The following is a 19,352-nucleotide window of genomic DNA, read 5'->3' as shown; positions in this document are numbered from 1 at the left end:
TCACTGGTGGGGGTTGACGGTTTTTACGGTTTAAGCGCCGACAGAGTCCCGGTCTTGCGGGACCAGTACTCTGTCGGTTTTTGAAAGGCCTGATTTATTTGCCGCAGCATTTTTTGTATTTTTTGCCGCTGCCGCAAATGCAGGGATCGTTACGACCGATCTTGGTAACGCTGCGCGGCTGCGCTTTGACCATAATGCCTTCGGTAAACCGCCATTGCTTGTCGTGGCGTTTGAACTGACCGCGCTCGCAGTGGCTATGTAAACCTTCTTTATCGCGAAAGCGGGCGACAAATTCGACCTCGCCCGTTTCGTCTTTCGGACCACCGTCTGTCGTTGCAATAATTTCGAGACCGTGCCATTGGGAATCCTCGGCCCAGGTTTTGGTGCCCTTGTGGTCGTATCCCTCGCGATAATCGGGGTGGGTGCTGGTATAAAGAAAATCGACCTCGACCTTGACGTGGGCGGAGTAACGCGCACGCATGAGTTGTTCTGCCGTTTCGGCCGGTTTTTTCCCGATGATGATCGGTTCGCAGCAGGCAGCGTAGTCGTTGCCGCTGCCGCAAGGACAGCTGTTCATGGTGGATCTCCTTGATGGATTGAATTCAAAAGTGTGTCGAAGTTTATTCACCCTTGAACAGAGAGTCAAGGCTGGTCTTGCGGTTCGTGTTTAACGGCAAGCTTTCCGGCACCAGGCTGGATTCGGATAATTTATCTCGGATGGCGTTGTTTTAAGAACCTTTTGTGCTGTTATTTACCGACGACCGGCACTTTTTTTTCACAATATCGGCGGAAATGTGACATGGTGGGAGGGTGGTGCCCGGTTCTCACCGGTCGTCGACGGGAAGTAATGTTGCCATCGGTATGATGATGGCTCTTAAGGAAGGATGTAGCTTTTGCTGGCAGGTCAAAGAGACACCTTGGATTTTTCGCTCTGTCGTGAATGTGGCGGGCGTTGCTGTCAGGGGAGTCCCGGAATATGGGTGGACCCGGAGCGGTTTTTCGGGCTCTTTTTCCCTGGGCAACGTCTGACGCTGGCGCAGTTGCGTGGAGAGTTGCCGGCGTTGGGGTTGGTGTTATGGGAGAAAACCGGAGTGCCGATACCGGCCCCTCGGTCTGTAGTCTCCGGCTGTTCATTTCACGGGGCAACCGGCTGTAGTCTCCCATTGGCTCAACGGCCTTGCCAATGCCTGGCGCTGATTCCCGTCAAACAGACTCTGGAGCAAGCACAGGGCTGCCTCTGCCGGCTGCCGGAAGCGTACAATATGGATGTCGCCAAGCGACGCTGGCAGCAATACTGGCAAACGGTGTAACTTCTGATGACATCGGTCCGCGATTAAGGCGCAGGTTGACCAACAGGTACGTTGAAATATCCCAACTTGGTCTGGCCATTGTGCGCTCATTCTGCAATAATCCCCGCCATGCAAATCATTCACGAAGAAATCATGCGGCATCTGCCGCGCAGCGGCGAAGCCCGTCGTCTTTTCCATGGCCGGGGTCAATGCTTCAGCGGCTACGACGATCTGGTGATCGACTATTTTCCCCCGGTTGTGATGGTGGTTCTTTATCGGCAACGGTCGCAGGCTTGGTTGGAGGAACTGACCCAACTTTTGACGGCGGCTTTGCCGGATAAACCCGCTGCGGTGCTATTGCAGGAGCGTTTTTTACTCAACGGTCCGAGCCGTGTGTTGCAAGGGGCGTTGCCGGAAAGTCTTGAAGCGCTGGAGGCGGGATTGTCCTTCCGGCTGCGCCTCGGCGAGGCCCGGAATGTTGGGTTTTTCCCGGATATGGCGGTGGGGCGCAAGCTGGTCCGCGAACGTGCGGCGGGCAAACGCGTATTGAATCTTTTCGCCTACACCTGCAGCTTTTCCGTCGCCGCGCTGGCCGGCGGTGCACGTCAGGTGGTCAATCTGGATATGAATCGCGGCGCGCTGGAACTCGGCAGACTCAACCATCGGGTTAACGATATCGATCTGCGCCAGGCCAGTTTTTTGTCGCTGGAATTTTTTCGCAGCATCGGCAAACTGCGTAAACTGGGGCCTTTCGATCTGGTGATCTGCGATCCGCCGGCCTCCCAGGGTAAAAGCTTTACCGCAGAGAGGCACTGGCCCAAGCTGGTACGTCGCCTGCCGGAACTGGTTGCCCCCGGTGGAGAGATAGTGGCTTGCCTGAACGCTCCGGATCTGGGCCCGGATTTTCTCGACGGGCTTTTCGCGGAGCATATTCCCCAGGCGGAAAACCTCGGGCTTTATCGTCCGGGAGACGATTTCCCCGAAGCTTACCCGGACTGCGCGGTATCCCTGCACCATTACCGCTTACCCTTGATTAAAAATGGGTAGACAGGGGAAATCGTTTTTGGGTTCGTTCGTTTTTCTCACTTAAGCCGCTAAAGTCCGAGGGGCTTGGTTCTTTTGTGTGTTGAGAGAGGGAAACGAATCGGTATGTAATGAGTTGCCATGTTTTTGGAGTGGGCCGGTGGCCCATGTATGGCTGCCTGTAACGCATCTTACAAAAGGAGATCTATCATGGCCAGAGCAAGCGCCCGGCACATTCTGGTGCCTACCGAGGAAGAATGCCTCAGTCTCAAAAAAAGAATCGAAGCCGGTGAAACCTTTGCCGCTATCGCCGGACAGTACTCTAAATGTCCTTCCGGCAGGCAGGGTGGGGCTCTTGGCGAGTTTCGCCCCGGGCAGATGGTCAAGGAATTTGACGAAGTGGTCTTCTCCGGCGAGATCGGCAAGGTTCTCGGCCCGGTCAAGACCCAGTTCGGTTACCATTTGATCGAAATTCTCAGTCGCGTGGACTGAGGATCGGTTTGATGAACCTGAAGACAAGGACCGCAAGCAAGACTTGAGAGACCAATGAATCGCAGTTGCTGAAATGTCTGGACCACGGTTTTTGCTCTCAAATTTTGAACTGACTCTTTTAGTAGGGAGCTCACGGGTTCAAAACAGAAATGGTTTTACAGACAAAAGCCCCCCTCCATTTTTAAATGAAGGGGGGCTTGCAACATTTAAAACCTTTCATCGCTTAACATAGGGGCTTTGGCTGGCAAAAGGAGCTTTCCCCCTGATTTACCCGAACTCAAGCGAAGCAGGTGCAAGGTTCGTTGCTCTTGCAAATGTGCAAACGATCTAGATCTTCCTGTGTGGGGAGTTTGACCAAGAGGTCATCACCATCGACCTTCACTTCAAAGGTTTGAATGGTATAGATTTCGTCGTTGGCGCACTTGCCGTCCTTGAGTGAGAAAGATTTCTTGTGCATCGGGCAGGTCACCTGCGGAATGCCCGCAGCATCTCCGAGAAGGCCGCGGGACAGGACCATCTCCTGCTTGTGGGGGCAGAGATTCTGGCAGGCATACCATTCACCTCGGTGTGAGAAATTAAATACCGCAATCTGGTGTCGGCCATATTGAAAGGTAGCACCACTATTTTTGGGTATCGCAGAGACACAGCCAAGATTGACCCATTCGCGGGGTCCTTCCAGGACCACTGGCTCGATCTCTGGCATAGCGTATTCCTTCAGCCAATTTTCCGGCCTCTCCTGGCCGCGCACGCCGATTAGCTTGACAGGATCCTTCCCGTCGGTGTTTGCAAAGTGGCGGAATCGTTCCAACTGCTCCGGCTTGGAGAGGGTAACAGCCCATTCGTCATGTTGGCCGGCGACGATCCGCTCCATGTCCGCCTCGAGTTCGGCACAAATACCAAGGGAGTCTTCGATGATAACCTTCTTCAGTTTCTCTACCCCGCCCTCAAGATTGCCCAGCCAAGTGGCGGTACGCTCCAGCTTGTCGGCGGTGCGTACGTAATACATCAGGTAGCGGTCGATATAGCGGATGGCCTTTTCCCGGTCGAGATCGGTGGCCAACAGGTCGGCGTGACGCGGGAAGGCGCCGCCGTTGCCGCCGACGTAAAGGTTCCAACCGTTTTCGGTGGCGATCAGGCCGAAGTCTTTACACATCGCTTCGGCGCACTCGCGTGTGCAGCCGGACACCGCCGCTTTTAACTTATGCGGCGAGCGCATGCCTTTGTATCGGTTTTCCAGTTCGATGGCAAAATCAACGGAAGGCCCCATGCCCATGCGGCACCACGTATCTCCTACACAGCTCTTGACCATGCGCAGCCCCTTGGCGTAGGCGTGTCCGGACTCCAAACCCACTTCGCCCAGTCGCGCCCAGACTTTAGGCAGATCCTCCAGGTGTACGCCGAACAGCGCCACGCGTTGGCTGCCGGTGAGTTTTGTGTAAAGGTTGAATTCTTTGGCTATCTCGCCCATAACGATCAGTTGCTCAGGGGTAATCTCGCCGCCAGGGGAACGCGGAATGACAGAGTAGGTACCGTTGCGTTGGATGTTGCCGAGAAAACGGTCGTTGGTGTCCTGCAGATTGGCGTGATCGAGGATGTACTCGTTCCACAGCGATGCGAAGATCGAGGCGACCTGAGTTTTGCACACCGCGCAGCCGGCTCCCTGACCGTACTGTTCCAGCAGCTCCTCGAAGGTGCGGATCTTTTTGGTTTTGACGATGTGCAGCAGATCCTGGCGCGAATAGCGGAAGTGCCCGCACACCGAATTGTCCATTTCGATGCCGGCCTTGGCCAACTCGTGTTTGAGCACCGCCTTGACCATCGGCAGGCAACCGCCGCAGCCGGTGCCGGCTTTGGTGACTTTCTGGATCGCATCCACGGTGCGCAGCTCCTGCTCCTCGATGGCGTGGCTGATGGTACCATAGCTGACGTTGTTGCAGGAGCAGATGATATCTTCATCCTCCAACTGGTCGATGGTCAGACCGGCGCCGGCGCCGCCTTTGACAATCAGCGACTGGGGCTGCTCGGGAAGATCCTTGTTGCCCTTGACGTAGAGGGACAGCATGCCGTAGGGCTCGGCGTCGCCCACCAGGATGGCGCCGAGCAACTTCTTGCCGCTGGGATCGATGACCATGCGCTTGTAGATTCCGGTAACGGTATCATGCACCTCCACCACCCGGTTGTCCGGGTTGTCGTCGAAGGGATTACCTAGGGAGGCCACGTCGAGCCCCAGCAGTTTGAGCTTGGTGGACATGTCGAAGCCGGTGAATTCCTTTACCTCCCCGTCGAATTGTGCCGCGGTGACCCGCGCCATTTCGTAGCCGGGGGCCACCAGGCCGTAGATCATTCCTTCGAACAGGGCACATTCGCCGATGGCGTAGATCGCCGGGTCGCTGGTCTGCATGGCACTGTTAACCACGATGCCGGCGCGCTGTCCGATCTCCAGACCGCAATCGCGGGCCAGTTTGTCGTTGGGTACGATGCCGGCGGACACCACCACCATTTCCACCGGCAGGACGTCGCGGTCACGGCATCCGAGGCCGGTGACCGTGTCTTCCCCCTCGATGCCGGTGGTGGCCACACCGGTGAGCACCTCGATGCCAAGACGCTCGATCGCCTCGGTGAGCACCGCGGCGCCTTTGTCGTCGAGCTGCCGGGGCATCAGCCGCGGGGCCATCTCCACCACCTTGGTTTCCAGCCCCAGATCGACGCAGGCCTTAGCCGCTTCCAGGCCGAGCAGGCCGCCTCCGATCACGGCGACGCTGGATACTTTCCGGCTGTAGGCGGCGATCGCCTCCAGATCATCGATGGTGCGGTAAGCGAAAACACCGGTGTGTTCCATTCCCGGAATCGGCGGCATGAAGGCCGACGAGCCGGTGGCGAGCACCAGCTTATCGTACTCCTGACAGCGTCCCGAGGTGGTAGAGACAGTGCGATTCTCCCGGTCGATGGCGATTACCGGGTCGCCGAGACTCAACTCTATGCCGTTGTCGCGGTACCATGCCTCGTCTTCCAGGGTCAGGTCCACCGACTCTTCGGCGAACCAGGTTGAAAGCTGCACCCTGTCGTAAGCCGGTCGCGGTTCACCGCCGAACACAATCACCCTGTTTTTTCCCGCTAGGCCCCGCTCAATCAGTTCCACACAGAAACGGTGTCCCACCATGCCGTTACCGATAATTACGATTTTTTTAGTCATGACTGCCGACTCCCTTGTGCGTCTCTCGTAAATAAAACCCCCATGGCTCGCGAAGGGAACCGGGCACAGACATATTTTCCTGTCCGGAGCACGTCGACGCCTTGGGTGTTCGAATCATTGGTAGTCACAGTAGTGGTAAATTGTGTGCGGGCAATTGATATGAATCAATTTTCGATAAATTTACAAAAACGGTTCTATCCACCAAAAAGAGAGCTAAGCGTAAATGACAATAATCATACAAAAAGATGAGGGTAAGCCGTTGCTATCATTTGTCTGCCTGTATCCATGTTAAGGGATTTGGTTTCAGAAAGGGTGCGCCGATGTGGATTGCAGAACGCGGCACCCTTGATAAGGATCAATTCTTCTAGCTTGGTCCCATGTGAAAATCGCGCAGTGTCCATCCTGTGGTTGTGGCTGGACAATGGATGAGTTTTCTATTTTTAAAAAGCTATTGACAAAATCTTGTTTCTCCATAAAGATAGTAATCGATTACTATCTTTATGGAGGTTGTATGAGTAGGTCTCGCAAGCATTTACCGGCGGAGGAGCGGCGTGGGATTATCATTAAAACGGTGCTCGAATTAGCCGGAGAACAGAACCCAAGTGAAATCACCACAGCAGCTATCGCGAAACGCATGGGATTGACCCAGGGGGCACTGTTTCGACACTTTTCGACCAAAGACGCCATAATCGAAGCGGCTATGGAATGGGTTCTCAAAGAATTGATGGCACGCGTCGAAAAAGCGGGCAAGGCACATTCGTCGCCTTTGGCCGCCCTCGAAAACATCTTTCTGACCCACTCGGATTTCATCACGGAGCACCCCGGCATCCCGCGTATGTTGTTTGGCGAATTGCAACGAGCAGATGAAACCGGTCCTAAACGTATTGTCCAAATGCTTGTCCGCCGCTATGGAGAATATCTCAATCAGTTGATTGAAAAAGGAAAAGTATGTGGAGAACTCGATAAAGCGCTCGATAGCGATGCCGCTGCAAATTTGTTTATAGGCACTATTCAGGGCCTAGTGATGCAATCATTGCTGGCGGGAGATATGCGTCGTATCCGGCGGGATGCACCGAGGGTTTTTGCCATTTTTCAACGGGGAATCAGGAGCAAATTATGAAAGGGTTGCCTTACCAAAAGCGTACACTGGCGCTGGTAGCCGTATTTGTTCCCCTCCTTGGACTCTTTGTTTACGTAGCTTTACGTTCGGGGCCACTCGCCCCGGTATCCGTCGTTTTAGCAACCGTCGAAAATAAAAATATTTCACCTGCACTTTTCGGTATCGGAACCGTCAAGGCCCGTTTCACCTATAAAATCGGGCCAACATCCCCCGGGCGATTGAAACAACTGAATGTTTACGTTGGAGACAGCGTAAAATCCGGACAAGTACTTGGCGAAATGGACCCGGTCGACCTTAATGCGCGCCTTCAATCCATGGATGCTGCGATAAAAAGGGCAAAAGCGCAGCTTGGGGAAGCCGAAGTCCGCCACAACTTTGCTCAAACTCAGGCGACACGCTACGAAGGGCTATTAAAAACCCGCTCGACCAGCGAAGAAATTTTTGCGACGAAGCAGCAGGATCTTCTGGTTGCCGGGGCTGCACTGACTGCAGCGCACCAGGAAATAGCCCGTTTAAGCGCGGAAAAGACGGCCCTGAAGGAGCAGCTTAAAAACCTGTCACTGATTGCGCCGTCGGATGGCTTGGTCGTGTCCCGCGATGTCGATCCTGGCACGACTGTGGTCGCGGGCCAGACGGTTGCGGAGGTGATCGATCCGGACACGCTTTGGGTTAATGTCCGGTTTGATCAGATCCATGCACATGGATTGGCTGCAGGTCTGCCTGCCCGAATTACATTACGATCCCATCCTGGCAAAGTACTGAGCGGACGGGTGTTCAGGGTGGAGCCATTGGCAGATGCGGTGACCGAGGAATCGCTTGCCAAGGTTGTTTTTGACCAAATTCCTGGTCCTTTTCCTCCGCTTGGAGAATTGGCCGAAATCACCGTTGCTTTACCGCCGCTTCCTCCCGCGCCGGTTATTCCCGGTGCCGCGGTGCATTTTGTTGACGGCAGAACAGGTGTATGGCAGGTCATCGATGGCGACCTTCGTTTTACGTCGATTTCCCGGGGACCTGTCGACCTCGATGGGTATCTGCAGATCCGGGAGGGACTCAAGGCGGGTGACCGGGTGGTGGCTTACAGCGAAAACGCTTTAAATACGCGCAGCCGGATTCATATCGTTGATCATATCCTTGAGGTTGACCAATGATCAGCCTCGCAGGGCGTGATATTTTGCACTCCTGGGGAAAATTCGTTTTTACCGGCATGGGGCTGGGACTGCTGATCGGCGTCACGCTTTCCATGGCCGGCATCTATCGCGGCATGGTGGATGATGCCAGGGTGCTGCTTGATAACAGTGGTGCTGATCTCTGGGTGGTTCAAAAAGACACTCTCGGCCCCTATGCCGAATCATCAAGCTTATACGATGACACCTGGCGGGGAATCCGGGGCATGCCGGGTGTAGCGCAGGCGGCCAATATTACCTATCTCACCATGCAGGTGCGCAGACAAGAAGGGGATGTGCGAGCCATGGTAACCGGAATCACGCCCGGTGGGCCGGCAACACCCGGTCGTCCACCCTATCTTGTCGCAGGACGACAGATAACCAGAAGCCATTATGAAGCTGTCGCAGACATTACTTCAGGATTCGAGCTCGGTGAGCGCATCCGAATCCGCCGCAATTACTACACTGTGGTCGGCTTGACCAGAAGGATGGTGTCTTCCAGTGGCGATCCGATGGTTTTCATTCCCCTCAAGGACGCCCAGGAAGCCCAGTTTCTCAAGGACAACGACGCTATCCGGGAGCAACGTCGTCGCACCATTGAAAATCCGGATTTCAACATACCGGGGGTATTGGGTTTAACCGATGCGGTCATCGCTTCGCAAGGAATCAATCCCTACGTTAACGCCGTTTTGGTGAGGGTTGAAAGGGGACGTGATGCGGAAGAAGTTGCCGGATCGATCCGGCGCTGGAAACGATTGACAGTCTACACCCGCCGTCAGATGGAAGGAATTCTGGTCGGTAAGTTAATCGCCTCTTCGGCAAAACAGATTGCCATGTTTCTGGTGATCCTTTCGATAGTCAGCTCGGCAATTGTCGCCTTCATTATCTACACTTTGACGCTGGCAAAAATCCGTGAAATCGCTGTGCTGAAATTGATTGGCACCAGGAACCGGACCATTGTCGGCCTGATCATGCAACAGTCCCTCGCCCTGGGCCTGATCGGTTTCGTGGTGGGGAAGATCACTGCAACCCTCTTAATGGCGCCGATTTTCCCAAAATATGTGTTGTTACAGCCGCTTGACTCAGTCATTGGTTTTTTCGCCGTGGTTATCATCTGCGCGATGTCGAGCATTGTTGCCATCCATGCTGCACTCAAGGTCGATCCGGCCGAAGCCATTGGAGGTTGATATGGCTGGTGATGGTATTTGTATAAAAGGATTAAAAAAACGCTATGGAAGCGGCGACACGGCCGTAGATGCATTGAAGGCCGTTGACATGCACGTTGCGCCCGGCGAAGTCGTTGGCCTGATCGGTCCCTCCGGGTCCGGCAAGACCACCCTGCTGAAATGTCTGGGGGCGGTAACTGAACCGACCGGTGGTCAAATGATGCTTGGGGATGACATCATTTATGACGACAGTTGGAAGATTAAAGATCTCCGTGCTTTGCGGCGAGACAGGATCGGTTTCGTTTTTCAGGCACCGTATCTCATCCCGTTTCTGGATGTCACCGACAACGTAGCCCTGCTGCCCATGCTGGCAGGCAGGTCCAACGGTGAGGCGCGTACACGTGCAAAAGAAATGTTGAAAGCACTCGATGTGGCGCATCGCGCCAGAGCCATGCCGTCGCAACTTTCCGGTGGAGAGCAGCAGCGGGTCGCCATTGCACGCGGGCTGGTAAACCATCCACCGGTGATTCTCGCCGACGAACCGACCGCACCGCTCGACAGCGAACGCGCCTTAGCGGTGATTCGAATTCTAAACGACATGGCGCAAAAATTTGAGACGGCGATTATCGTCGTCACCCATGACGAAAAAATAATTCCTACCTTCAAGCGGATTTACCATATCCGTGATGGAGTGACCTATGAGGAAGCAGGTGAAGGACGTGATATCGGGTAAAAATTCGACGAATATGTGGTGCCAAAACATTGCTAATTTAAGCGCCATGGCCTTCGTGGTCGGACTGCTGTCCGGCTGCGTCGTCGGTCCCGACTTCAAACAACCGCCGGCACCCAGCGTGACAGCTTATACCGCGGTTCCTTTCCCCGATACCACAACTTCGGCGCCGACAAGATGGGGAGCATCTCAACGGTTGGTTGAGGGCAGGGCCATAAATCCACAGTGGTGGAAAGATCTGGGCTCGGGCAAGCTCAATGCTCTTATCATAGAAGCACTACAGGCCAGTCCTACACTGGCTTCGACACGGGCTACCCTGCGCCAGGCGCAGGAAAATTATGCGGCAAAGTCCGGCTGGACCCGTTACCCTCAAGCTGAGGCAAACATCACCGGTCAGCGCCAACGATTTAACCCCGGCTCATCGGGATTGACCGGAGATCCCCGGGAATTCGAGCTTTTCAACGCAGGCATAGGACTGCGGTACAATCTCGACCTATTCGGACGCAACCGGCGCATATTGGAAGCTCTGGCCGCAGAGATCGATTATCAACGCTTTCAATTGGCGGGGGCACGGCTGGCATTGACGAGCCACGTCGCCAGCACGGCCATATCCCAGGCCAGGTTCGCAAGTCAAATTCAGGCTATGGAAGCCATCCTCCACGTTCAGGAAGAACAACTGGAATTGACCCGGGAGAAAGTGCGTCTTGGCCAGGCTGCCCCCGAAGAGATACTGACCCTGCAAACCCGGGTCGAGCAAACCCGTGCCGACATCCCTCTGCTGCTTAGCCAGCTCCAGCGAAGCGAACACCTGTTAGCCGTTCTCGCTGGAAAAGAGCCCGGAGCCGCCGGGACACCCTCCTTTTCCCTTCAGGATTTCAATCTCCCCGTTGCTCTACCACTGATTGTCCCCTCCGAACTGGTCCGCGCCCGCCCGGACATTCAAGCCGCCGAGGCTCTGTTGCAAAAAGCCAATGCGGAATACGGTGTTGCAATAGCAAATCTCTATCCGCAGTTGAATCTCAGTGCAAACCTCGGTTCGCAGGCGTTGTCGATCGGAGGTTTGTTCGGCAGCGGCTCGGCAGTTTGGAACCTCGCCGGACAACTGACACAACCTCTTTTCAATTCGGGCCTTTCTGCAGAGAAACGTGCGGCGCTAGCAGCTTTTGATGCCGCGTTGGAGAATTACCGAAACATCGTACTCGAATCGTTGCGAAATGTAGCCGACGTGCTGTGTGATCTGGAGAACGATTCCCGGAGATTGTCGGCTTTTTCTGTCGCCAATATGGCATCGCAGAAGGCACTCGATATCATGAAGAACAGGTACGAAATGGGTGCAGCCGATTATATTGAACTTCTCATCGCACAACAACAGTCGCAAAAAACGGAAATGGATCTGATTGAGGTGCAGGCACAGCGACTTCTCAACAGCGTGGCGTTTTTAGTAGCCATGGGAGGAGGGATGCCGAGCAGTGATGCACCGTAACTCCTTTTGATCCCCTGTGCCATATCGTGGATATGGCACAAATTTTATCAACCATGCACCTAGGAGGAGAAAAATGAAGGATGCCAGCAAAGCTTGGGACAACCTGAACACGGCCGTGATCGTTTCCGACCCTGAATTCAATGTGACCTATGCCAACCAGCGTGCCTATGAACTCTTTAACGAACTGGACATTTCCGGCCTGGAAGTGGGCAAGAACATGGCATTCTGTCATCAGCCGGAAACCATGGACAAGTTGAAAGCCATCTATCAGGATTTCGCAGACAAAAAGATCAAGATCAACTATCTGACCATGGACGGCCCCGGAGGGACCCTTACTATTGTCAACGTACCGTTCTACGACGGGGATGCGTTAGGCGGTGTGATGGAAATGGTTTTTGAAGGTTCTTTGGCCTGATCTCTCATGTGAACTGAGCCCGATTATTTTTTGCAAGTTTATACCTTTTGCATAATAGAGGCCTGGTGGGATCTCTCGCCAGGCTTTTTTTTCGTGCGCAGTTCAAGGCGCTATACGCTATGTCTGGCGCACGAAATACCGGGGCGAGCAATAAGCTCGCCCCGGTATTATCAACTGACATAGTGCGAAAAGGGTTTAGCCGAGAATCGCCTTGAGGTCCTCATCCGGGGTGGTGATCGGCGCGATATTGAAGTTCTCCACCAGATAGTTGAGGACGTTGGGTGTGACGAATGCCGGCAGGCTGGGACCGAGCTTGATGTTCTTGATCCCCAGGTGCAGCAAGGTCAGCAGGATAACCACCGCCTTCTGTTCGTACCAGGAGAGGATCAGGCTCAACGGCAGGTCGTTAACACCGCAATCAAAGGCGTTGGCCAGGGCTACCGCGATCTGAATCGCGCTGTAGGCGTCGTTGCATTGACCGACATCCAGCAGTCGCGGGATACCGCCGATGTCGCCGAAGTCGAGCTTGTTGAAGCGATACTTGCCGCAGGCCAGGGTCAGGATCACGCAGTCCTGAGGCACTTTTTCGGCGAACTCTGTGTAATAGTTGCGGCCGGGCTTGGCGCCGTCGCAACCGCCGATGAGGAAGAAGTGCTTGACCGCGCCGGCCTTGACCGCCTCGATGACCTTGTCGGCCACACCGAGCACCGCGTTGTGACCAAAGCCGACCAGAATCTCTTTGCCCGATACTTCCGCCAGGTCGGGACAGGACAGGGCCTTGTCGATGACCGCGGAGAAGTCGAAACCGTCGATGTGGGTGACGCCGGGCCAGGCGGTGCAGCCCCAGGTGAACAGGCGATCCTTATAGGACTCGGCCGGCTTCTGGATGCAGTTGGTGTTGAAGATGATGGCGCCGGGGAAGTTGGGGAGCTCTTTGGCCTGGTCCTGCCAGGCGCCGCCGAAGTTGCCGGCCAGGTGGGCGTACTTCTTCAGGCCGGGATAGCCGTGCGCCGGCAGCATCTCGCCGTGAGTATAGACGTTGATGCCCTTGCCCTCGGTCTGCTTGAGCAGCTCCTCAAGCATCTTCAGGTCATGGCCGGACACCAGGATACCCTTGCCGGCCCTCGTACCGGTATTGACCGGGGTCGGCTCCGGATGGCCGTAGTTCTCCACATGGGCGGCATTGAGCAGGCCCATCATCGTCAGGTTTTGCTTGCCGCACTCCATGCACAGATTGACGAAGTCCATCAGGCCGAGTTCGGGATCGCAGGTAGCGGCCAGGGCTTTGTGGTTGAACGCCATCACTTCTTCGTCGGTCTTGCCGAGAATCTGCGCGTGGTCGGCGTAAGCTGCCATCCCCTTGAGGCCATAAATTAGAATCTCGATGGCCGAGCGGATATCCTCATCTGCGTGCAGGGTTTCGATGCCGACTTTCTCGCCTTGGGCTACCAGGTTCCCCGCCGGAGTCCAGGCGATAGGTCCTTTGCCGTCGCCTTCGGCGCCGAAGAATGCCTTGATGCGGGCAAACAGGGAGGAGCCCTCTTCCTTGCCGCCGGCCTTGAGGAACAAATCGCGGGCCTTATCCTTCATCTTGCCGCATTCTTTAATGACGGCGGTAAGGTGATTGGGATCGAAATCGACGTTGGTCACCGTGGCAAACAGCCCTTCAAGCATGAATTTGTCGATAGCTCCGTCCTTCGCCCCAAGTTTGCGGGCTTCGTTGGCGTAGCAGGCCAGACCCCGCAGGCCGTAAAGCAGGTTGTCTTGCAGAGCGGCCACATCCGGTTGTTTACCGCAAACGCCTACCTTGGTACAGCCTGTGCCTTTTGCTGCTTGCTCACATTGATGACAAAACATGTTAGTCCTCCTAATTCGGTTTTTTTCTTTCAACTATTCGCCTCAATGACGAATTCCTGCAAACAAATCCGGGAGAATTCACAATACGCCATTTTTGCATTTCGGCGTTTATCCCGGTTTTCCCACTAAGTTTAAGAGCCGACTGTTTCGGCAAAAGCCCTGCCAAAATCTACACACTGTTGCAAGGCTTCGGCATCAGGGGCCCACGGCAAACGCAGCCCGCCATTGACCACATCAAATCCGGCTTCACCGAGTTTCTCACTGAGCATCCCGACACTTTCGCCACTCCAGCCAAAAGCACCGAATGCTGCAGCTTTCTTTCCGCGGAATTTCAGCCCACGTATTTCTTCCAACATTCCCGCCGTCGCCGTCAGGATGCCCTGATTGATGGTCGGGGAACCGAATAAAATCGCCTTGGATTTGAAAATCTCGGTAATGACATCGTTTTTATCCGATCGGGCACAGTTGAAAACCTTAACCGCCGTGGCAGGGGATGCCTGATGAATCCCCGCGGCAATAGCCTCGGCCATGCTCCGGGTACTATTCCACATCGTGTCGTAAATAATGGTGACCTGGTCTTCCCGGTATTGGTTGGCCCACTCCAGATACTTTTGAACAATCTGCATCGGGTTATCGCGCCAGAGCACACCGTGGCTGGGGCAAATCATCTTGAGTGGCAATTCAAGGCCGGCGAACTGTTCGATTTTTTTGAGAACCAGGGGACTGAAGGGAGTAAGAATATTGGCGTAGTATTTAATGCATTCCGCCCAGAGCTCACAAGAATCCACGCGGTCATTATAGGCTTCCTCGGCCGCCAGGTGTTGTCCGAAGGCATCGTTGGAAAACAGAATGTCCTCTCCGGTGAGATAACAGAACATGCTGTCCGGCCAATGCAACATCGGTGCTTCAATAAAGATCAGCTCCCGATCGCCTAAACTCAGGCGATCCCCGGTCTTGACGACCTGAAAGTTCCAGTCGGCATGATAGTGCCCCTTCAGCGACTTGACCCCGTTGGCGGTACAGTAGATAGGCTTTCCGGGAAGATGCCGCATCAACTCGGGCAGAGCGCCGCTGTGATCGATCTCCGCATGATTCGCTATAACGAAATCAATCTCCTCGGGGGAAACCTTTTGGAACAATTCTTCAATATAGCTTTTGGCGAAAGGCGCCCAGACAGTATCGATAAGGGCCGTTTTTTGATCCTGAACCAGGTAGGAATTATAGGTGCTGCCCCGATGGGTGGAGTATTCTTCTCCGTGAAACTTGCGCAGTTCCCAGTCGGTTTTTCCTACCCAAGTTACGATATTTGTAACGGGAAAGTGCATGGTGCCTCCTGTGACGTGAAGTCTCCATATCGCTCTAAAAGCAATATTTTCGCAAACTTAATTGCCGACATATTATTTTTAACATACAGATAGCTGAAAGCAAGTCCAATCTATCCAGAAGAATAAAATCGTAGAGGCTTGCCAGACCTCTCCTTACAGCTATTCCCCGGAGCATTTAAAGACGCTGTGGGTACTGAGGGAATAGCGGTGCGGTCCCGGTACGCCAGTGGAAATGAAAGCCACTCTGTCGCCAGGCTGGATGAGTTCTTCGAGGGAGCGGGCAAAATTGTTTATGAAAACCCCTTCGATTTTATCCAGCGGCAGATCCAGTTCCTTCGCCAAATCGAGCCCCGTACAACCCTCTGCCGGAATATACAGTTCTGCAAATGGTTCCTGGCCTCGCCGGCGCCGGATGGTGTGCAATGAGCCGAACATGCGAACTTTGGTATTAGGTGCGATGCTCATGGAATTTCCCTCCAAAAAAAAAGCCTTCCTGCGGGCTTAAACCTGCTCATAGCAGCTTCGTGGCCTCCGTCGGGCGTGGCACTTTGACCACCAGAAACCTGAGTACGGCGGAACTTTCGTTGTACCAGCAGTGGGGTATTTTCGCCGGGCTATTGATCAGGGTGTCGGGCCCAACCTGTTGCTTCTCTTCGCCGATTTCGACGATCCCCTGGCCTTCGAGCACGTAAAAAATCACATCCACGGGGGTGATATGTTTCTTCAGTGATTCACCCGGTTCGAGAACGATATGTATGATCTGGGCATGTTCCGAGTCATGCAGCTTGCTGGCATTGACTTGGTGGGGATTGGCTGTGAGGTCAGCCGTTTTTGCTTCGACGATTTCCATTATCCGTTCCTTTCAATACAGAGTTCACCCGGAAACATTTCTGACAAACAGGCCTTCAATGGCTTCGACTCTATCGAATTTTCATGCAGCAGATATTGATAAAGCTCAATTTTCGATAAATTTACGCAGGCGGAGTAAAGGACTTGACTACAGGGACCTGTCTCCAGTCGGACGCTTCCATTCAAAACACTCTCCAATCGTGCATTTATATCCAGCTCGCCTTGATTGCATTCCCTGAACTGCTATCGTTATCTGAAAAGGAATTAATGGCCTAGTCGGGACTGATCATGTCTTTTGGAGGGGGGGGGTGATAGTTAGACACGCCCAAGAGGGGGCTCAGCTAGGGTAGAAGAACCGTGTACGCCGTAGTAAATTCTCCACAGCTCAAGTATGCATGAGTTGTGGAAAAGAGCCGACATTATCAAACCGAGGTGAAAGGAGAAAGGCAGATGAAAATCAAATCAATTATCGTATCCGTTCTAATGCTTCAATTCCTGGTAGTTACTTCCGCGTGTGCCGCAACAGAAAAAGGTATGGCAGAAATGATGAAGGAAAAGCCGCCTCTTTCCTTGATCACAAAAACACCAGAAGAAGGTTTTCAACTTGCTGTTAGCTTGGCAAGAAAAGGAGTCAAAACAACACAGCCGGACAAAGAGGTTTTGTTTATGCTCCGTGAAGTCTATTCCAGGGACGCAGACTCATTAATTGCTTGCTCACAAGTAATAGCGATACACTTTCAAACCGTAGCCGCTGCTAACAATTATTGGCGAGAATAGAATGACGAGCGGTTGATTCTGGCAACGACACTTAAATCATCGCTGCCTCTGAGATAGTGAACTCATGGGTTGCTGCTTAAATTTTTTGATGTTTGTCAGTAAAAGGGAACATTTTCCGTTGACCACCTAATGAGGGGGGTGGTAAGTGTTCGAAAATGGATGTGTAGGCCTGCTGTTGTTTGTTTTCCCGGGATCGTGACGCGAATCCCGCAATGAACAGTTTGTCCTATTACCAGCCCCCCCATTCTTGTGTAACGAGGTTGCCAAGCGGCACTTCCTGAATCGGGGAAATAATCAAATCCCCAAAGAGATTACAGGTTAGAGGATGGCGGTATTCAAAACCAAATTCCATCGCTGGTTGGGCGTAGCGACTGCCTTGCTTGGCGCACTGGCAGGCCTTGGTGCGTACACTTTCATGTATGCAGAAGGGCTCTCCTACTTCAGTACGGACCCGACGGCCTGTGCGAATTGCCACATCATGAAATCTCACTATGACTCATGGCAAAAAGCCAGCCATCACGGGGCGGCTACTTGCGTGGATTGTCACCTCCCTGTCGATTTTTTCGCAAAATATATGGCCAAAGCCTCGAACGGTTACCATCATTCCAAAGGGTTTACGTTCCAGGACTTTCACGAGCCTATTCTTATCAAAGAAGGCAACAGCCATATTCTTCAGGAAAACTGTCTGAGATGCCACGGAGATATTGTATCGGAAATGCTGGCAGGCGCGACGAGCGATAAGGATGCTGTGCGTTGTGTTAAGTGCCATGCGGATGTCGGGCACGGTGAGACGGTGGGGCTGGGCGGTGCAATGACGCCGGAAGAGTTCATGACAACGGGAGTCCGGAAGGAGCCTTGATATGGAATCACAGAAAGACAAGACAAAATTTCAGATCGTGGTTATCAGTGTCGCTGTCATAGCGGCAGTGGCCGCCGTTCTGATTGCCGGCTTGCTCATGAATATTTTCGAGCGCAAAGCCGAGGCGCTGAAACCGTACGTGCGCCTTGTCGAAGTGGATGAAGATACCACCGATCCTGCAGAGTGGGGCAAAAACTGGCCCAAGCAATACGATGCCTATTTACGCACCGCTGAGGCGACACGGACGCGTTTTGGCGGTCATGGCGGCTCTGAAGCCCTGCCGGAGGAAAAGATTGAGCGCGATCCCTGGTTGAAGCGCATGTTCCTAGGCTATGCCTTTTCCATCGATTACCGAGACCGCCGTGGACATGCCTACATGCTTGAGGATCAGGAGACCACCAAGCGTCAGACCAAGCCCCAATCGGGTTCGTGCATACACTGCCATGCATCGGTGATGCCCCTGTATCGAAAACTGGGCGATGGCGATGCTGATAAAGGATTCGAAAAGACCTTTGCCATGAGTTATCAGGAGACCAATAAAATGCTTCACGACATGGGGCATGCGCATTCGGTTTCCTGCGTGGACTGCCATTCTCCGGAAAGTATGCAGCTACGGGTGACCCGCCCCGGTTTCATTCGTGGTATCCAGTCGCTGGCAGAGGGTGATGCCCCTGTGCCTCATTTGCCGTCTATCGAGCGGTGGCGCACCGGAGACCGAAAAGAGAAGTACGACCCCAACAAGGACGCCAGCCGAAACGAGCTGCGCGGTTTCGTTTGTGGTCAATGCCATGTTGAGTATTATTGCGCCAACAAGATGCCGCTGACCTTCCCCTGGGGCAACGGGCTGAAGATGGAGGACCTCGAGAAGACCTGGGATGAGACGAAATTCGCGGACGGAGGCCGCTTCTTCGACTACAAGCACAAGGAATCCGGCGCCGAGATTCTAAAAGCGCAACACCCCGAATATGAACTGTGGAGCCAAGGGATTCATGCGCGCAGCGGTGTGACCTGCGCGGATTGCCATATGCCCTACATGAGGGATGGCGCCACCAAGATTTCCGACCACTGGGTGCGCAGTCCCTTGCTGAATGTCAATCGATCATGCCAGACCTGTCATCATTTCCCCGAGGAGGAATTGAAGGAGCGTGTGGACGCCATTCAGGAACGCAATTTCAATCTGCTGCAACGGGCCGGCCAGGCACTGATGGGCCAACTGGATGCCATCGCACAGGCGAAAAAGGCGGGAGCTACGGAAGAACAATTGCAACCGTCTTTGGAACTCCAGAGAAAAGCTCAATGGCGGATCGACTACATTGCAGCCGAAAACTCCATGGGATTCCACGCGCCGCAAGAGGCGGCACGTATTCTGGGCGAAGCTGTGGATTATGCACGACAGGGGGAAATTGCCGCACTGAAGTTTACCAAGGCACCTCGTTAGGGGGGATACGTTTCGGAATAAACTACTTGTCAGGCGCGAAAGGCTCGCCCAGCGAATCGGCGGGCCTTTCCTATTGTGCGCCAGGCATGGCGCGTAGCGCCTTGACCGGCGCTGTTTCGGCTGCTGTGGTGGCAGCCGAATGACTTGGGGGTGCAAGTCCCCTACGGACCCTG

The 19,352-nt window shown here is 54.0% G+C and carries 18 protein-coding genes; 12 read left to right on the top strand and 6 right to left on the bottom strand.

The features are described from left to right. Positions 1-94: 94 nt before the first annotated feature. On the bottom strand, positions 95-577 hold the full coding sequence (locus tag PCAR_RS15610) for a YchJ family protein (RefSeq protein ID WP_011342669.1): 483 nt from the start codon (positions 575-577) through the stop codon (positions 95-97). A 340-nt stretch (positions 578-917) separates the two neighbouring features. On the opposite strand from PCAR_RS15610, the gene PCAR_RS18505 reads away from it, so the two are divergent. The 3 genes from PCAR_RS18505 to PCAR_RS15600 all read left to right on the top strand — a co-directional run bounded on the left by PCAR_RS18505 (position 918) and on the right by PCAR_RS15600 (position 2,804). Next, positions 918-1,310, top strand: a complete 393-nt coding sequence (locus tag PCAR_RS18505; RefSeq protein WP_245523297.1) for a hypothetical protein — start codon at positions 918-920, stop codon at positions 1,308-1,310. A 108-nt stretch (positions 1,311-1,418) separates the two neighbouring features. Beyond that, on the top strand, positions 1,419-2,336 hold the full coding sequence (locus PCAR_RS15605) for a class I SAM-dependent methyltransferase (RefSeq protein ID WP_011342667.1): 918 nt from the start codon (positions 1,419-1,421) through the stop codon (positions 2,334-2,336). Between the two features lie 186 nt (positions 2,337-2,522). Continuing rightward, positions 2,523-2,804 carry a peptidylprolyl isomerase gene (locus PCAR_RS15600; protein ID WP_011342666.1) on the top strand — a complete coding sequence of 94 codons (282 nt, stop codon included), beginning with the start codon at positions 2,523-2,525 and terminating at the stop codon, positions 2,802-2,804. A gap of 277 nt (positions 2,805-3,081) precedes the next feature. Here PCAR_RS15600 and nirB read toward each other — a convergent pair whose 3' ends face one another. Next, positions 3,082-5,997, bottom strand: a complete 2,916-nt coding sequence (gene nirB, locus PCAR_RS15595; protein ID WP_011342665.1) for a nitrite reductase large subunit NirB — start codon at positions 5,995-5,997, stop codon at positions 3,082-3,084. Between the two features lie 511 nt (positions 5,998-6,508). On the opposite strand from nirB, the gene PCAR_RS15590 reads away from it, so the two are divergent. The 6 genes from PCAR_RS15590 to PCAR_RS15565 all read left to right on the top strand — a co-directional run bounded on the left by PCAR_RS15590 (position 6,509) and on the right by PCAR_RS15565 (position 12,074). After that, positions 6,509-7,117, top strand: coding sequence for a TetR/AcrR family transcriptional regulator (locus PCAR_RS15590; protein WP_011342664.1), 609 nt, complete (start codon positions 6,509-6,511; stop codon positions 7,115-7,117). Continuing rightward, complete coding sequence (locus PCAR_RS15585; RefSeq protein ID WP_011342663.1) at positions 7,114-8,265, top strand: efflux RND transporter periplasmic adaptor subunit; 1,152 nt, start codon at positions 7,114-7,116, stop codon at positions 8,263-8,265. The genes PCAR_RS15590 and PCAR_RS15585 overlap by 4 nt, the downstream gene beginning before the upstream one ends. Further along, positions 8,262-9,467, top strand: a complete 1,206-nt coding sequence (locus PCAR_RS15580) for an ABC transporter permease (RefSeq protein ID WP_011342662.1) — start codon at positions 8,262-8,264, stop codon at positions 9,465-9,467. The genes PCAR_RS15585 and PCAR_RS15580 overlap by 4 nt, the downstream gene beginning before the upstream one ends. 1 nt (position 9,468) lies before the next feature. Continuing rightward, the gene (locus PCAR_RS15575; protein ID WP_011342661.1) at positions 9,469-10,179 is read left to right on the top strand and encodes an ABC transporter ATP-binding protein; all 711 of its coding nucleotides are present in this window, start codon (positions 9,469-9,471) and stop codon (positions 10,177-10,179) included. Positions 10,180-10,192: 13 nt separating this feature from the next. Next, positions 10,193-11,659, top strand: a complete 1,467-nt coding sequence (locus PCAR_RS15570) for an efflux transporter outer membrane subunit (RefSeq protein WP_011342660.1) — start codon at positions 10,193-10,195, stop codon at positions 11,657-11,659. A 73-nt stretch (positions 11,660-11,732) separates the two neighbouring features. Continuing rightward, entirely contained in the window at positions 11,733-12,074 is a 342-nt protein-coding gene (locus tag PCAR_RS15565; protein ID WP_011342659.1) for a PAS domain-containing protein, read from the top strand. A gap of 195 nt (positions 12,075-12,269) precedes the next feature. Here the strand turns inward: PCAR_RS15565 and hcp are convergent, their stop codons facing one another. From hcp to PCAR_RS15545, 4 genes are all read right to left on the bottom strand, one after another. Next, complete coding sequence (hcp, locus tag PCAR_RS15560) at positions 12,270-13,931, bottom strand: hydroxylamine reductase (protein ID WP_011342658.1); 1,662 nt, start codon at positions 13,929-13,931, stop codon at positions 12,270-12,272. A 131-nt stretch (positions 13,932-14,062) separates the two neighbouring features. Beyond that, entirely contained in the window at positions 14,063-15,256 is a 1,194-nt protein-coding gene (locus tag PCAR_RS15555; protein ID WP_011342657.1) for an anaerobic nitric oxide reductase flavorubredoxin, read from the bottom strand. 159 nt (positions 15,257-15,415) lie between these two features. Then, positions 15,416-15,721: a hypothetical protein gene (locus PCAR_RS15550; RefSeq protein ID WP_011342656.1), complete on the bottom strand. Its 306-nt coding sequence runs from the start codon at positions 15,719-15,721 to the stop codon at positions 15,416-15,418. 46 nt (positions 15,722-15,767) lie between these two features. Then, the gene (locus PCAR_RS15545) at positions 15,768-16,106 is read right to left on the bottom strand and encodes a cupin domain-containing protein (RefSeq protein WP_011342655.1); all 339 of its coding nucleotides are present in this window, start codon (positions 16,104-16,106) and stop codon (positions 15,768-15,770) included. A 542-nt stretch (positions 16,107-16,648) separates the two neighbouring features. Between PCAR_RS15545 and PCAR_RS15540 the strand changes: the two genes are divergently transcribed. From PCAR_RS15540 to PCAR_RS15530, 3 genes are all read left to right on the top strand, one after another. Further along, positions 16,649-16,882 (top strand): hexameric tyrosine-coordinated heme protein, encoded by a 234-nt coding sequence (locus PCAR_RS15540; RefSeq protein ID WP_011342653.1) that lies wholly within the window; start codon positions 16,649-16,651, stop codon positions 16,880-16,882. Positions 16,883-17,207: 325 nt separating this feature from the next. Further along, a complete protein-coding gene (nrfH, locus tag PCAR_RS15535) occupies positions 17,208-17,741 on the top strand; it encodes a cytochrome c nitrite reductase small subunit (protein ID WP_011342652.1) in 534 nt (177 codons plus the stop codon). Between the two features lies 1 nt (position 17,742). Then, positions 17,743-19,179 (top strand): ammonia-forming cytochrome c nitrite reductase subunit c552, encoded by a 1,437-nt coding sequence (locus PCAR_RS15530; protein WP_011342651.1) that lies wholly within the window; start codon positions 17,743-17,745, stop codon positions 19,177-19,179. The last annotated feature ends 173 nt before the right edge of the window (positions 19,180-19,352 follow it).

The organism is Syntrophotalea carbinolica DSM 2380 (assembly GCF_000012885.1).
GTDB lineage: Bacteria > Desulfobacterota > Desulfuromonadia > Desulfuromonadales > Syntrophotaleaceae > Syntrophotalea > Syntrophotalea carbinolica.
Note: the sequence above shows the minus strand (reverse complement) of the source record. Positions and strands in the feature narration are given on the sequence as shown.

What these genes read in the sequence shown, in the direction of transcription:
- PCAR_RS15610 (WP_011342669.1), bottom strand. Translation starts at nt 577, where the DNA reads ATGAACAGCTGTCCTTGCGGCAGCGGCAACGACTACGCTGCCTGCTGC.
- PCAR_RS15605 (WP_011342667.1), top strand. Translation starts at nt 1,419, where the DNA reads ATGCAAATCATTCACGAAGAAATCATGCGGCATCTGCCGCGCAGCGGC.
- PCAR_RS15600 (WP_011342666.1), top strand. Translation starts at nt 2,523, where the DNA reads ATGGCCAGAGCAAGCGCCCGGCACATTCTGGTGCCTACCGAGGAAGAA.
- nirB (WP_011342665.1), bottom strand. Translation starts at nt 5,997, where the DNA reads ATGACTAAAAAAATCGTAATTATCGGTAACGGCATGGTGGGACACCGT.
- PCAR_RS15590 (WP_011342664.1), top strand. Translation starts at nt 6,509, where the DNA reads ATGAGTAGGTCTCGCAAGCATTTACCGGCGGAGGAGCGGCGTGGGATT.
- PCAR_RS15585 (WP_011342663.1), top strand. Translation starts at nt 7,114, where the DNA reads ATGAAAGGGTTGCCTTACCAAAAGCGTACACTGGCGCTGGTAGCCGTA.
- PCAR_RS15580 (WP_011342662.1), top strand. Translation starts at nt 8,262, where the DNA reads ATGATCAGCCTCGCAGGGCGTGATATTTTGCACTCCTGGGGAAAATTC.
- PCAR_RS15575 (WP_011342661.1), top strand. Translation starts at nt 9,469, where the DNA reads ATGGCTGGTGATGGTATTTGTATAAAAGGATTAAAAAAACGCTATGGA.
- PCAR_RS15570 (WP_011342660.1), top strand. Translation starts at nt 10,193, where the DNA reads ATGTGGTGCCAAAACATTGCTAATTTAAGCGCCATGGCCTTCGTGGTC.
- PCAR_RS15565 (WP_011342659.1), top strand. Translation starts at nt 11,733, where the DNA reads ATGAAGGATGCCAGCAAAGCTTGGGACAACCTGAACACGGCCGTGATC.
- hcp (WP_011342658.1), bottom strand. Translation starts at nt 13,931, where the DNA reads ATGTTTTGTCATCAATGTGAGCAAGCAGCAAAAGGCACAGGCTGTACC.
- PCAR_RS15555 (WP_011342657.1), bottom strand. Translation starts at nt 15,256, where the DNA reads ATGCACTTTCCCGTTACAAATATCGTAACTTGGGTAGGAAAAACCGAC.
- PCAR_RS15550 (WP_011342656.1), bottom strand. Translation starts at nt 15,721, where the DNA reads ATGAGCATCGCACCTAATACCAAAGTTCGCATGTTCGGCTCATTGCAC.
- PCAR_RS15545 (WP_011342655.1), bottom strand. Translation starts at nt 16,106, where the DNA reads ATGGAAATCGTCGAAGCAAAAACGGCTGACCTCACAGCCAATCCCCAC.
- PCAR_RS15540 (WP_011342653.1), top strand. Translation starts at nt 16,649, where the DNA reads ATGATGAAGGAAAAGCCGCCTCTTTCCTTGATCACAAAAACACCAGAA.
- nrfH (WP_011342652.1), top strand. Translation starts at nt 17,208, where the DNA reads ATGGCGGTATTCAAAACCAAATTCCATCGCTGGTTGGGCGTAGCGACT.
- PCAR_RS15530 (WP_011342651.1), top strand. Translation starts at nt 17,743, where the DNA reads ATGGAATCACAGAAAGACAAGACAAAATTTCAGATCGTGGTTATCAGT.